Below are 12,678 nucleotides of genomic sequence, written 5' to 3'. Positions count from 1 at the left end.
GTCAGCCTCCCGGCCGGCTCAGTTTTCCGGCGACGTTCCTGTTCAACTGCTCGCGCCACCGGTCGCGATAGGTGCGAGCCCCTTCCCCGCCGACCAGCGCCGTGCAGAAGCCCCGGATGTCGTCGCCGAGCACCTCGTGCACGCTCTGCCCCTCCGCCGCTGTCTCTTCGAGCAGCCCCAGGGCGGCGTCGAGGATCGGCATCAGGTTGCGGCCGGTGAAGTCCCCGTGGGGAAAGAGGTGGCCCTTGATCTGTTCCCACGCCGCCCGGTAGTCGTCGGGAAGGGCCTCGGACCGGGTCTCGAACGCCTTCCACTCCCTGGTGAGATCGCTGCCTGTGACGGTTTCCCAGAAGCTCACTTGCCGCCCTCCTTGAGCTTGTCGATGCGTGAGGAGACGTACTGCCATTTCGTCCAGAACTTCGCGAGCTCCTCGCGTCCGGCCTCGTTGAGCGCGTAGAACTTGCGCGGCGGACCGACCCCGGACGGTCGTTTCGTCACCTCGACGAGTCCGTTCCGCTCCAGTCGCAGCAGGATGGTGTACACCGTGCCCTCGACGACGTCGGCGAAGCCGAGCTCGTTCAACTGTCGGGTGATGGCGTACCCGTAGGTTTCCTCGCCGCCGATGATTTCGAGCACGCATCCTTCGAGCGTGCCCTTCAGCATCTCCGTCAGGTCGTCCATCGCGATTCCTCCTCGGCTCCCGGTACTGCGTGATGCTGAGTACCGCTATACGGTACCACCGAGTAGTGCGGGAGTGGTGCTTCCGGCGGGCGCGGACCCGAGACCGATCTGCGAGGATCCACGCTCTGCGGGCGTCCGGCGAAGCCGGGCCTTCCGGGGCCGTCCGGCGGGGCGGATTCCATCGGATCCGCTGGTGATGGATGACAAGCCGAGGGGAAACACTCGTGTCGATCTCTGAACAGGTCGCCGTCGCAGCTCTGACTCCGGCGCGGCGCACCGTCGTTCACCCCGGTGACCGGGTCCGGGAGGGCGGCCGGGAAGCCCCCGGCGCGGTGTGCCACGCGTTGTGCGTGCGATTCACCGGATCCGGGGAGCCTGACCTGAACCGTGAGCCGGACCCGAACCGTGAGCCGGACCTGCGGAACGGGCTGTCCGGGCCGCAGGGGCTGTCCCGGCGGTTCGCCGCCCTGGCCGCCGCCCTTCCGCCCGCCACCGGGACGGCGGCGGTGTTCCGCTCGGCCGCCCGGTTGTGGCGGCAGCCGGTGCCGTGCCGCTCCGACGCACCCGGCGCGGAACGGTGGCGGAGCCGGGAGCTCACCCGGCCGCTGGTGGCGCACCGGGACGCGGCGGTGCGCGCCGTGCTGCTGGAGTACGCCGACGGCGTGGCCGAACTGGTCGTGGTCGCGCACCGTGCGGTGCTCGGTGCCGGGGCGCTGCACGGCTTCACCGCCGCGCTGCTGGGCCGCGCCCCGGCACCGGACCGGGCACCCACCGCCGGGCGGGAGGGCGAGGGGAGGCGTTCCGGCACCGCCGCGCAGGCCGCAGCGCTCGCCGGATGCCGGTTCGGCGTGCGGGCGGACTGGGGGCTCGGCTCCCCGGACGGCCCGGAAACGGCGGAGACCCGTGTGCTGCCGCTGCCCGCCGATCATCCGCCGGGCGACACCGAGAGCTGGGTGGCCGCGCTGGGCATCGTCCTCGCCCGTTACGAGGGCGTCGCCCGGCCCGTGCTCGCGGCGATGGTCACCGACACCTCGGACACCTCGGACACCGCCGGAGCGGTGGGCGCGTACGCCGTCGAGGGGATAGCGCTGATACCGGTGGACGCCGACCCGGCGAGCACGCTCGGCACCGTCGACAAACGTGTCCGCGCGGGGCTGGCGGACGGTCCGGCCTGGCGCACCGAGGAGCTTCAGCGGCAATTGGCGGCCGGGGACGGGGATGTCACGGGCGGGCCCGCCGTGGGCATCGTCGCCGTGCAGGACGGTGATCACCTCGGTGGGGACCATGTGTACCGGCCGTTCCAGCGCGCCCCGTTCCCGGTGACCCTCTCGGTGGCGCGTGACACCGCGCGCCACCGGGAACTGCGCTGCGACTTCTCGGCGCGGACCCTGTCCCCCGCGATCGCCGACCAGCTTCTGAGGCATGTGTGCCGGGTGCACCGGATGCTCGCCGAATCGCCGGACATCCCGGTCGTGCGCGTGGAACTGCTGGACGAGGACGAAAGGGACAGAGTGGCGGCCCTCGGCCGGTCCGCCCCGTCAGCCCCGTCGGTCCGGTCGGCCCTGCCCGTCCGGTCGGCCCGGCCGCCGTCGTTCGCGTCGGGACGGATCGACGCGGTGATCGCCGCCGTCGCGGCCTCCCGCCCCGATGCCGTCGCCGTCTCCTTCGACGGCCGGCAGCTCTCCTACCGCGAACTCGACGACCGGGCCGACCGGTTGGCGCACGCGCTCCGCCGGAGCGGTGTGGCGGACGGCGACCTGGTGGGGGTGTGTCTGGAGCGGTCCGCCGACCTCGTCGTCACCCTGCTCGCCGTGCTCAGGGCGGGCGCCGCCTATGTGCCGATGGACCCCGCGCAGCCTCGGGAGCGGCTGGTCCGTACCGTCGCCGACGCCGGGCCGGCCACGGTCGTCACGGACCTCGGCCCCGCGGAGTTCCCTGTCGGCGGGGACGTCCGTGTGATCGGTACGGCCGCGCTCGCGGAGCTGGCCCCCGAGGTGTGCGACGGCCCGCCGCCCTCGACGACCGGCCCGCAGGACCCGGCGTACGTCATCCACACCTCCGGTTCGACCGGCCGCCCCAAGGGGGTGGTCGTCCCGCACCTGAACGTGCTCGGCCTGATGGCCGCCACCGCCGGGGAGTTCGGCCTCGGAGGGGACGACACCTGGACGCTGTTCCACTCCAGCGCCTTCGACTTCTCGGTGTGGGAGATCTGGGGCTGCCTGCTCACCGGTGGCCGTCTGGTCGTCGTTCCGTACTGGGTGTCGCGCTCGCCGGAGGAGTTCCGCCGGCTGCTGGTGACGGAGCGGGTCTCGGTGCTCAGCCAGACCCCTTCGGCCTTCGCCCACCTGGTGGACGCCGAGCGGGACGGCGCGGGCCCCGGTCCCGTTCCCGTACGGCTGGTGGTACTCGGCGGTGAGAGCCTCGAACCGCGCATGCTCCTGCCCTGGTTCGACCGGCACCCGGAGACCGCGTGCCGGGTGGTCAACATGTACGGCATCACCGAGACCACGGTGCATGTGACCGCGCAGACCGTCACCCGGGCCGAAGCGCTCACCGGATCGAGGTCGGTCGGGCACCCCCTGCCCGGCTGGTGGGTGCGGGTCGCCGACCCCGAGGGCGGGCCGCTGCCGGTCGGCGTCGCCGGAGAGATCCTGGTGGGCGGGGCCGGGGTCGCGTCGCACTACCTGAACAGGCCGGACCTCACCGAGCAGCGCTTCCTCGTCGATCCGCGCACCGGGGAGCGGATGTACCGCAGCGGCGACCGGGGCAGGCTGCTGCCGGACGGCCGGCTGGAGCATCTCGGCCGGCTGGACAACCAGGTCAAGCTGCGCGGCTTCCGTATCGAGCCGGACGAGATCCGCGCGGTGCTGCTGGACGACCCGCTGGTCGGCTCGGCCGCCGTCGTGCTCAACCGGACCGATCCGGAGGACCCGGCCACCGCCCGGCTCGACGCGTTCGTGGTGCTGGAGGGGGACGACACCGCCGCTGTGCGGCAGCGTGCGGCCAGGTATCTGCCCGAGTACATGGTGCCCTCGACGGTCACCGCGCTCGACAGGCTGCCGCTGACGGCGAACGGCAAGCTCGACACGGGCAGGCTTCCGGCCCCCGGCCCGGCGGTGGCCGCCGTGGCCGCTCCGGCCTCCGCCGCCGCCGATCCCTCTTCGGACGTCGGGGACCGGGGCGACGCCTTCGCGGCCGTCCTCCTCGGCATCTGGCGGGACGTGCTCGGTGTCGCCGTCGGCCCGGACGACAACTTCTTCGACCTCGGCGGCAATTCGCTGCTGGCCATGCGGGTCGGCGCGGCGCTGCGCAGGCACGGCGGCGGCTTCACGGTCGCCATGCGCGACCTGTACATGTTCCCGACCGTCCGCCAACTGGCCGCCGACCGATCGGAATGACCCGGACGGCGCGGTGATCCGGTCAACCGGCCCGCGCGTCCGGGAGGCCGGTCAACCGGCCTGCGCGTCCGTGGGAGCGGCGGCGGCCTGTGCGTCCGGGAGGGTGGCGGCGGCCTGCGCGTCCGGGGGAGCGGCGGCCGGTCCCGCCGGGGCGTCCGTCCGGGGGGCCGCCGTCACCACGTCCAGGGCTGCCGACAGCCGTTGCAACGCCTCCACCGTCCGCGCGAACCCGTCCTCGCCCAGCTCCTCGGCCAGCCGCGCGGCGAACTCCGCGTGTCCGGGGTTGATCCGGCCCACCGCGGCCAGCCCTTCCCGGGTGGGCCGGAGCAGCTTGGCCCGGCGGTGGGCCGGGTTCGGCGCGTACTCCGCGAGTCCCCTGGCGACCAGCAGGTCCGCGATCCGCTGCACGCTCTGCCGGGTGATCCCCATGGCCCGCGCGATCCCGGCCACCGGCAACGGCTCGTGCAGCACCGCGCCCAGCACCTGCCACCACGCCGCCGTCAGCCCGCCCGGCCGGGCCAGCTCGTCCGCGACACCGAGGACCTGGCCGTTGAGCCGGAAGACCGTGAGCGCGGCGCTGCTCAACCGGTCCTGGTTCTCCCGGCCCCGGTTCCGTTCCCCGCTCATCCCTCCAGCACCTCGAACGCGCTCACGTCCGAGTCGTGGAACAGCCGGTACCAGGCGTCCAGCTTCTTCGGCTCGTACACCCCGAGCAGGGCGAAGACCTCCCGGGCGAAGGCCACCGGCTCCGTCGGTCCGGCGGTCACGAGCAGGCCGTCCGTGACCGCGTCGGTGTCCACGTACCGCTCGCCGCCTCCGTACCCCGTGGCGTCGAGGTAGAAGGAGACCGCGCTGGTGTGCGCCCGGTCGTCGAGCAGCCCTTCGCGGGCGAGCCCGGCCGTCGCTCCGCAGATGGCCGCGACCGGCACCCCCGCCGCGAGGAAGGCGCGGGCCTTGGCGGCGAACGGGGCCAGGGTGTCCCCGGAGTCCCAGAGGTCGGCCCCGGTGAGGATGAGCAGCGCGCTGTCCTCGGGCCTGAGGGCGTCGAGCGCCAGGTCGGGCAGGACCCGCATGCCACCCATGGTGGTGACGGGCTCGGTGCCCGCCGCCACGGTCCGCACGGTGTAGCCGCTCCGGGCGAGATGGGCGGTGGTGTGCCCGGTCTCCCAGTCGGCGAACGTGTCGTAGACGGCCAGGTGAACGGTCTTGCCGGTCATGGTGAGCTCCTCGATCTCGATGACAGAATACTGTCATAACGACAGGGTGCTGTCAAAAGCTGCGGCCTCTCGCGAAACCCGACACCCTGCCGAACCACGCGCCCCATGCCATACAAGGTGGCCATGGAGTGCCGCCCCTGCCGCCGCCTACGCTCGCCGCATGACCCCTCATGCCCCTCATGTCCCGTTCATCGACTCCGCGGCCGGTGCGGCCGTGAAGGCCGCGGACCGCGCGCACGTGTTCCACTCCTGGTCCGCCCAGGGCCTGATCGACCCGCTCGCCGTCGCCGGCGCCGAGGGGGCGTATTTCTGGGACTACGACGGCAACCGCTACCTGGACTTCACCAGCGGCCTCGTCTACACCAACATCGGTTACCAGCACCCGACCGTCGTCGCCGCGATCCAGGAACAGGCGGGCAAGCTCGCCACCTTCGCGCCCGCCTTCGCCATCGAGGCGCGCTCCGAGGCCGCACGCCTCATCGCCGAGCGCACCCCCGGCGACCTGGACAAGATCTTCTTCACCAACGGCGGTGCGGAGGCCGTCGAGAACGCCGTCCGCATGGCCCGGCTGCACACCGGGCGTACGAAGGTGCTCTCCGCCTACCGCTCGTACCACGGGGCCACCTCCACCGCGATCAACCTCACGGGCGACCCGCGCCGTTGGCCCTCCGACACCGGCTCCGCGGGCGTCGTCCGCTTCTGGGCCCCGTTCCTCTACCGCTCGCCGTTCCACGCCGGGACCGAGGCCGAGGAGTGCGCCCGCGCGCTCCAGCACCTGGAGGACACCCTCGCCTTCGAGGGACCGGCCACCATCGCCGCGATCATCCTGGAGACGATCCCCGGCACGGCCGGGATCATGACCCCGCCGCCCGGCTACCTCGCGGGCGTCCGCGAGATCTGCGACCGGTACGGGATCGTGTTCGTCCTCGACGAGGTCATGGCGGGCTTCGGCCGTACGGGCAAGTGGTTCGCCGCCGACCACTACGACGTGGTGCCGGACCTGATGACCTTCGCCAAGGGCGTCAACTCCGGTTATGTGCCGCTCGGAGGCGTCGCCATCAACGCGGAGATCGCCGCCACCTTCGACACCCGCCCCTACCCGGGCGGCCTCACCTACTCCGGCCACCCGCTGGCCTGCGCCGCCGCCGTCGCCACCATCCATGTGATGGAGGACGAGAAGGTCATCGAGAACGCCGCGCACATCGGTGAGACGGTCCTCGGCCCCGGCCTGCGCGAACTGGCCGAGCGCCACCCCTCGGTCGGCGAGGTCCGCGGTCTCGGCGCGTTCTGGGCGCTGGACCTGGTCCGGAACAAGGAGACCCGCGAGCCCCTCGTCCCGTACAACGCCGTGGGCGAGGCCAACGCGCCGATGGCGGCCTTCGGCGCCGCCGCCAAGAAGCACGGCCTGTGGCCCTTCATCAACATGAACCGCACCCATGCCGTCCCCGCCTGCAACGTCACCGAGGCAGAGGCCAAGGAAGGGCTCGCGGCCCTGGACGCGGCCCTCGCGGTCGCCGACGAGCACACGGCGTAGCCGACCGCACACGACGCCTCCTCCCCGCCCCTCCCCTCCTGCTCGCCCTGCCCGGATCCGGGCACAGTGGCCTGGCTTAAGGTGACCGGAGCCGAAAAGGGGAGGGGGCGTCATGTGTGCGAGCGGAGGTGTGACCCGCAGTACGTTGCGTCAGCAGATCGCTGACGCACTGCGTGACGAGGTATTGGCGGGACGTCTGACACCGGGGCGGGAGTTCACGGTCAAGCAGATCGCCGAGCAGTACGGCGTTTCCGCGACGCCCGTCCGCGAAGCGCTCTTCGACCTCTCCGCGCAGGGGCTGCTCGCATCCGACCAGCACCGCGGCTTCCAGGTCCGTGAGTTCACCGTCGCCGACTACCGGTCCATGGTGGAAGCGCGCTCCCTCGTCGTGGAGGGCATCTTCCGCAGTCCCGGGGACCAGGTGGCCGTGCGCGGCGACGGGATGGCCTCGATCCGGCGCCGCGCGGCGGAGGCGGTACGCGCGGCGAAGGGCGGCGACCTCGACGTACTGATCGGGTACGACCTGCGGTTCTGGCGGGAGTTGGGGGCGTTCGTCCTGAACCCGTACATCACCGACTTCCTCGGCAGGCTGCGCGTCCAGGCGTGGGTGTTCGCCGTGCACCGGCTGCGCGGCAACGAGGACAGCGGGAGCTGGCTGTGGTTCGGCCACGAGGAACTGGTCGAGGCCATCGCTCGCGACGACCGCGACCAGGTCCACGCGACCATGCGGGCGTACTACCTGCACGCGCTGGCGTGGGCGGACCGGCTGGCGGAGGAGGAGAGCCGGGCCGGCGCCCCGGCCCCCGCCCCGTCCGATCCCGTCCCGTCCGATCCCGCCCCGTCCGGTCCTGCCCCCGATCCCGCCCCCGGTCCCGGCCCCGCCTCCGGAGGGACGCGGGACTGACGGCGGGCTCCCGGCTCGGCGGGGCTCCCTGTTCCTCGCCACCGGCTGCCTGCCCCTCCCCCCCCTGACACCGTTCCCGCCCCGGCCTGGCCGCAGTCCGCGCAGGGGCACTGTGCGCGACGTACGGGTCGCATTACGCTGTCCCGACGACCGCCCGAACCCGTTGGAGAGCGAGACTTCGTGGCCTGTGACCTGTGGCTGGTCCCCCTCGTCGATGTGCTGTGCCACAGCCCCGACAACCCGTTCGCCGAAGAGATCGCCATCTACGACAAGGCGCTGAGCGACGCGGGGCTGCCACCCGTCCCCGTCTACGCCTATATGCCGGGCCTGACCGGGGACGTCGCCCCCGTCGCGGGCTTCGACTACGACGCCCTGCACCTGCTGCGCCGCGCGTATCTCCTCCGGCTGAGCGGGCTCGCCGTCACTCCGGTCGACGCGCTGGGCGGGGACTACGAGCAACTGCTGGAGATGTTCGAGCAGAGCGCGCAGCAGTCGCACCTGGTCTGGCACTACGACCACGCCGGGGCGTACGTCCCGGTGGACTTCCTGTACCCGCTCGCCGACGACCAGCTCCTGGCGGGCGGTGGACCGCTGGGCTCGGCGCACGGGCTGCTGCGGGAGTTGCAGTTCGTGGCTCCGTCCATCGGCATAGACCCGGTCAATCCGCCGATCGCTCCGCAGCCACCCGACCGGCCGACCACGCTGGAGGAACCGGCGGCCCCGATCCCGTACGACGAGAGCCCGTTCGCACGCGAGCGGCACGTCTGGCTGGGTCTGCACGCGGCCGTGACGCGCAGCCTGGCGCAGGGCTCGATGATCATCTTCAGCTGACCGATCGGGCCCGTTCCCGACCGGGGCCCGTCCCCGGCCCCGGTCGGGAACGGGCCGCACGCTCGGAGACCGCCCCGGGGACCCCCCCGGAGACCGCGCCCTCAGCGGGGCGACTCCGGGGGCCGCTGCCGGGGCATGTTCGGCCGGGTGGCGACCGACGGCATCGAGAACCGCCCCGCCCCCGGCGCCGGCTCCGTACGGCTGTTCCCGCCGCCGGTCACCAGGGACTGCATGCCCATGGGCGCGGGACCGGCCCGGAACTCCACCATCCAGTCCGCGGTCTCCGACCGGACCAGCTCCGTGATGTCCTCCGAGAACCGGCGCAGCACTCCGAGGCACCGCTCAGCGGCCTCGCTGGCCGTGCCCTCGGTCGGCCCGAGCACCTCGCGCACGCACTCCGAGGCCCAGTCGAACTGGAGCACCTGGAGGCGCCGCTGCACGGCCTGAGCCGTCGCGAAATCCCTTATCCAGCCGGAGGTCAGACCGAAGTACCGGTCGCAGGACATGCAGGCGGCGCCCAGCAGCAGCGACATATAGCCCCAGCCGGCCGACCCGTCCAGCGCGCCCGTGAGGTCGAGCAGCGGCAGTGCCGCCCCCGCGACCGCCCCGGCGGCGGTGCCGAGCCGCAGCGCACGGGCGCGGCGCCGCTTCCGGACCCGGTCGCGGAGATACCAGTCGGCGGTGCGCAGGGCACCGGACTCGACCCAGCGGTAGAGCTCGTCCAGACGCTCGGCGGGATCGCCCCAGTCGCCGAGCGGGAAGGCGCGGGCGGCCAGGTCGCGGGGCCCCGCACCGGAACCCGGAACGGGCCGCTCGGTTCCGGTACCTCCACCGGATCCCGCGTCGGTCTCCTTGCGGGGCGGCCCCTCGGGCTGCATCTCCGGCTGACTCACCGGGGCACTCCTCTGCACTCTGCTTAAGGACTCTGCTTAAGGACTCTGTCCAAGAACGCGACGGACTCGGCGGACTCGGCGGAGCGACTGACTCGACTGACTCGACGTGCTTCCCGGGCGTGGCTCGGGGACGGGGGCAGCCGGCGCGGCCGACGGCCCCGCCCGGGTAACTCTGCGTTACCGGCGATGCCGGTGTGCGTACTGATGCGCGTGCCCTTCCTACCGCCGAATGGTGGGCCGTGGGGTCGAAATCGCGGGATTCCCGCCTGCACACGGCCTGTGATCAGGTATAGGAGGCCTTGAGAGGCCGTCGGAATCTCACCCGAAAGAGTTGGTCCCCGGCGGGTGGAGCGTGGCGACCGGCGAGCACGTAGGCTCGGCTTACCGAAACATTCGTCGTCGAAATGCCAGGAGTGACCGTGATTCCCGGTGGTGGTCAGCCCAACATGCAGCAGCTGCTCCAGCAGGCCCAGAAGATGCAGCAGGACCTCGCCGCGGCCCAGGAGGAGCTGGCCAGGACCGAGGTCGACGGCCAGGCGGGCGGCGGCCTGGTGAAGGCCACCGTGACCGGTGCCGGTGAGCTCCGCGGCCTGGTGATCGACCCGAAGGCCGTGGACCCCGAGGACACCGAGACCCTGGCCGACCTGGTGGTCGCCGCGGTGAAGGCGGCCAACGAGAACGCGCAGGCGCTCCAGCAGCAGAAGCTGGGCCCGCTGGCGCAGGGACTGGGCGGCATGCCCGGTCTGTCCTTCTGACCGAGCCCTACTGGTACCGACCCGTACCCACTACGGTACGAAGCAGCATTGAGGAAAGGCGTTCCGTTGTACGAAGGCGTTGTTCAGGACCTCATCGACGAACTGGGCAGGCTGCCCGGCGTCGGTCCCAAGAGCGCGCAGCGGATCGCCTTCCATGTCCTGCAGGCCGAGCCCACCGACGTACGCCGTCTCGCCCATGCCCTCCTGGAGGTCAAGGACAAGGTCCGGTTCTGCGCCGTGTGCGGGAACGTGGCCCAGCAGGAGCAGTGCGGGATCTGCCGGGACCCGCGCCGCGACCAGACGGTCATCTGTGTGGTCGAGGAGCCCAAGGACGTCGTCGCGATCGAGCGGACCCGCGAGTTCCGTGGCCGCTACCACGTCCTGGGCGGCGCGATCAGCCCGATCGAGGGCGTCGGCCCGGACGACCTGCGCATCCGGGAACTGCTGGCCCGGCTCGCGGACGGCTCCATCACGGAGCTGATCCTGGCGACCGACCCCAATCTGGAGGGCGAGGCCACCGCCACGTACCTGGCCCGGATGGTCAAGCCGATGGGGCTCAGGGTGACCCGGCTGGCCAGTGGCCTGCCCGTGGGCGGTGACCTGGAGTACGCCGACGAGGTCACCCTGGGCCGCGCCTTCGAAGGAAGGCGGCTGCTCGATGTCTGATGCCGCCGCCGTGCACGTCCGGCCCCACTCACCGTTCGAGACCGCGCCCACGGGAGGTCCCCTCGATGTCTGACGCCACGCTGAACTCCGTCACGCAGGACCCGGACGACTTCGCGGTCCAGATCGCGGACCAGATCAAGACGTTCATCGTCGCGGTCACGGAGGTGTCCAAGGTCGAGGAGCCCGAGGAAGCCGTTCCGGTCCTGCTCCTCCAGGTCTCCCAGCTGCTGCTGGCGGGCGGTCGCCTCGGCGCGTACGAGGACGTCCTGCCCGACGAGCGCTACGAGCCGGACCTGGGCGCCGAGCCGGACGCGGACGGCCTGCGCGAGCGTTTCGCGGCCCTCCTGGAGCCGATCGACGTCTACTCCGAGGTCTTCGACCCGTACGAGCCCCGCAAGGCCCCGGTCCCGCACCGCATCTCCGACGACCTGGCCGATCTGGTCACCGACCTCGGCCACGGTCTGGCGCACTACGAGGCCGACCGCACCGCCGAGGCGCTGTGGTGGTGGCAGTTCTCGTACTTCTCCAACTGGGGCTCCACCGCCTCCGCCACCCTGCGCGCCCTCCAGTCCCTGATCGCCCACATCCGCCTCAACCAGCCCCTTGAAGAGCTGGACGGCCTGGACATCGACCAGGACCCGGGCGAGGACGACCTGGCGGAGGAGGCGGGCCGCGTGATGGTGCAGGAGATCGCGGGACCGCTGGGGCTGCGCCCGGTGAAGTAGCGGGCACGATCCGGCCCGACCGCGGTGGTACGCGCAGCGGTTGACGCTCACCGGGTCGGAGCGGTCCCACTCTGCCGCGTCCTCGTGCGCCGCGCGGGACGGGGCGGCGGTTGGGGGCTCAGGGGCCGGGCACGGTCACGCGGATCAGGGTCTGCTGGCCGTTGGCGACCAGTTTCCTCCGGCCGTCCTGGACGGCGAACACCTCCAGCCCGCACACGGTCAGGGTGCGTCCGGGCTTGAGGACGGTTCCGACCGCCTCGATGTGGTCGCCGAGGGCGGGTGCGAGGAGGTTGATCTTGTACTCGACCGTGAGCACCTCCGCGTTGTCCGGGAACAGGGTGACCGCCGCGAAGCCACCGGCGGTGTCCGCGATCGCTCCGGTGGCGCCCGCGTGGATGAACCCGTTGTGCTGGGTGACCTCGGGGCGGCTCGGAAGCACGATGTGCACGCGGCCCGGGGCGATCCGCGATATCCGTGCGCCGAGGTGGTGCATCAGGCCGTGGCGGTCGAATCCGGCCCGGATACGGGCCTGTACCTCGGGGCTCGCCTCTTCCTGCTCCTGAGCCTGCCCCTGCGCCAGTTCCTGCGCCTGCTCCTGCGTCTGCTCCTGCTGTGACCGGTCTTTCACGGGCTCTCCTTCGGCACGTATCACGATGCTCGAACCGGGTGAGGCGGGTCCGTCGGCGGACCAGGTGGTCCACGAGCGGGAACCCGCCGAACGGCGATCATCATGGCACCGGGGAGTGGTGACGGCCCGTCCTTTGCCGCCTCCCCGCCGCCGTTCCGAGGCTGTTGCCGCAGGTTGTCCCGGGGCTCAAGCTCCGAGTTCCGAACCTCGGGCTCCGAGCTCTCTTCTGTAGGAATGGGTGGTGGAGGTTGAACCCACCCACCCTCCCAAATCCCGTGCGGACCCGCGCAGATGAGCCGGCGGGCGAGGCGGGGGTGACATTCGGTGATCGGTTTGCGCCGCAGCGTGTGTGCGCTCTAGATTCGTGCCGAGCAACCCACAGTCCGAAAAACGGACGACCCCGGCGGTGCGCCAACACCAACCGGGGTCTGGCCGTATCAGATCGA

The 12,678-nt window shown here is 72.0% G+C and carries 13 protein-coding genes; 7 read left to right on the top strand and 6 right to left on the bottom strand.

All coding sequences use genetic code 11. The features are described from left to right. Position 1: 1 nt before the first annotated feature. Positions 2-358, bottom strand: coding sequence for a DUF1048 domain-containing protein (locus ABT170_RS09420; RefSeq protein ID WP_329942828.1), 357 nt, complete (start codon positions 356-358; stop codon positions 2-4). Next, complete coding sequence (locus ABT170_RS09415; RefSeq protein ID WP_351865484.1) at positions 355-681, bottom strand: PadR family transcriptional regulator; 327 nt, start codon at positions 679-681, stop codon at positions 355-357. Before ABT170_RS09415 ends, ABT170_RS09420 begins: the two co-directional genes overlap by 4 nt. Before the next feature lie 224 nt (positions 682-905). Here ABT170_RS09415 and ABT170_RS09410 point away from each other — a divergent pair, with 224 nt between their 5' ends. Continuing rightward, positions 906-4,079 carry an amino acid adenylation domain-containing protein gene (locus ABT170_RS09410; RefSeq protein WP_351865481.1) on the top strand — a complete coding sequence of 1,058 codons (3,174 nt, stop codon included), beginning with the start codon at positions 906-908 and terminating at the stop codon, positions 4,077-4,079. Positions 4,080-4,130: 51 nt separating this feature from the next. Here ABT170_RS09410 and ABT170_RS09405 read toward each other — a convergent pair whose 3' ends face one another. Together ABT170_RS09405 and ABT170_RS09400 are read right to left on the bottom strand one after the other, a co-directional pair. After that, positions 4,131-4,706 (bottom strand): MarR family winged helix-turn-helix transcriptional regulator, encoded by a 576-nt coding sequence (locus tag ABT170_RS09405; RefSeq protein WP_351865478.1) that lies wholly within the window; start codon positions 4,704-4,706, stop codon positions 4,131-4,133. Next, positions 4,703-5,296: a DJ-1/PfpI family protein gene (locus ABT170_RS09400; protein WP_351865475.1), complete on the bottom strand. Its 594-nt coding sequence runs from the start codon at positions 5,294-5,296 to the stop codon at positions 4,703-4,705. The genes ABT170_RS09405 and ABT170_RS09400 overlap by 4 nt, the downstream gene beginning before the upstream one ends. A gap of 160 nt (positions 5,297-5,456) precedes the next feature. Here ABT170_RS09400 and ABT170_RS09395 point away from each other — a divergent pair, with 160 nt between their 5' ends. From ABT170_RS09395 to ABT170_RS09385, 3 genes are all read left to right on the top strand, one after another. Next, positions 5,457-6,830, top strand: a complete 1,374-nt coding sequence (locus tag ABT170_RS09395) for an aspartate aminotransferase family protein (RefSeq protein WP_351865472.1) — start codon at positions 5,457-5,459, stop codon at positions 6,828-6,830. Positions 6,831-6,942: 112 nt separating this feature from the next. Beyond that, positions 6,943-7,734 (top strand): GntR family transcriptional regulator, encoded by a 792-nt coding sequence (locus ABT170_RS09390; protein WP_351865470.1) that lies wholly within the window; start codon positions 6,943-6,945, stop codon positions 7,732-7,734. Between the two features lie 180 nt (positions 7,735-7,914). Continuing rightward, entirely contained in the window at positions 7,915-8,565 is a 651-nt protein-coding gene (locus ABT170_RS09385) for a putative DNA-mimic protein (protein WP_351865467.1), read from the top strand. 101 nt (positions 8,566-8,666) lie between these two features. Here ABT170_RS09385 and ABT170_RS09380 read toward each other — a convergent pair whose 3' ends face one another. Continuing rightward, positions 8,667-9,458: an SLATT domain-containing protein gene (locus ABT170_RS09380; RefSeq protein WP_329942835.1), complete on the bottom strand. Its 792-nt coding sequence runs from the start codon at positions 9,456-9,458 to the stop codon at positions 8,667-8,669. A 419-nt stretch (positions 9,459-9,877) separates the two neighbouring features. Here ABT170_RS09380 and ABT170_RS09375 point away from each other — a divergent pair, with 419 nt between their 5' ends. The 3 genes from ABT170_RS09375 to ABT170_RS09365 all read left to right on the top strand — a co-directional run bounded on the left by ABT170_RS09375 (position 9,878) and on the right by ABT170_RS09365 (position 11,604). Next, positions 9,878-10,213: a YbaB/EbfC family nucleoid-associated protein gene (locus ABT170_RS09375; protein WP_329943019.1), complete on the top strand. Its 336-nt coding sequence runs from the start codon at positions 9,878-9,880 to the stop codon at positions 10,211-10,213. A gap of 66 nt (positions 10,214-10,279) precedes the next feature. Next, positions 10,280-10,879 (top strand): recombination mediator RecR, encoded by a 600-nt coding sequence (gene recR, locus ABT170_RS09370; protein ID WP_266922466.1) that lies wholly within the window; start codon positions 10,280-10,282, stop codon positions 10,877-10,879. Between the two features lie 65 nt (positions 10,880-10,944). Beyond that, a complete protein-coding gene (locus ABT170_RS09365; protein WP_266922467.1) occupies positions 10,945-11,604 on the top strand; it encodes a DUF5063 domain-containing protein in 660 nt (219 codons plus the stop codon). A gap of 118 nt (positions 11,605-11,722) precedes the next feature. On the opposite strand, the gene ABT170_RS09360 is transcribed toward ABT170_RS09365, so the two are convergent. After that, complete coding sequence (locus ABT170_RS09360) at positions 11,723-12,097, bottom strand: PaaI family thioesterase (RefSeq protein ID WP_351865736.1); 375 nt, start codon at positions 12,095-12,097, stop codon at positions 11,723-11,725. Positions 12,098-12,678: the final 581 nt, after the last annotated feature.

The organism is Streptomyces sp. NPDC001787, from assembly GCF_040297465.1.
Classification (GTDB): domain Bacteria; phylum Actinomycetota; class Actinomycetes; order Streptomycetales; family Streptomycetaceae; genus Streptomyces.
Note: the sequence above shows the minus strand (reverse complement) of the source record. Positions and strands in the feature narration are given on the sequence as shown.

What these genes read in the sequence shown, in the direction of transcription:
- ABT170_RS09415 (WP_351865484.1), bottom strand. Translation starts at nt 681, where the DNA reads ATGGACGACCTGACGGAGATGCTGAAGGGCACGCTCGAAGGATGCGTG.
- ABT170_RS09405 (WP_351865478.1), bottom strand. Translation starts at nt 4,706, where the DNA reads ATGAGCGGGGAACGGAACCGGGGCCGGGAGAACCAGGACCGGTTGAGC.
- ABT170_RS09400 (WP_351865475.1), bottom strand. Translation starts at nt 5,296, where the DNA reads ATGACCGGCAAGACCGTTCACCTGGCCGTCTACGACACGTTCGCCGAC.
- ABT170_RS09395 (WP_351865472.1), top strand. Translation starts at nt 5,457, where the DNA reads ATGACCCCTCATGCCCCTCATGTCCCGTTCATCGACTCCGCGGCCGGT.
- ABT170_RS09390 (WP_351865470.1), top strand. Translation starts at nt 6,943, where the DNA reads ATGTGTGCGAGCGGAGGTGTGACCCGCAGTACGTTGCGTCAGCAGATC.
- ABT170_RS09365 (WP_266922467.1), top strand. Translation starts at nt 10,945, where the DNA reads ATGTCTGACGCCACGCTGAACTCCGTCACGCAGGACCCGGACGACTTC.
- ABT170_RS09360 (WP_351865736.1), bottom strand. Translation starts at nt 12,097, where the DNA reads ATGCACCACCTCGGCGCACGGATATCGCGGATCGCCCCGGGCCGCGTG.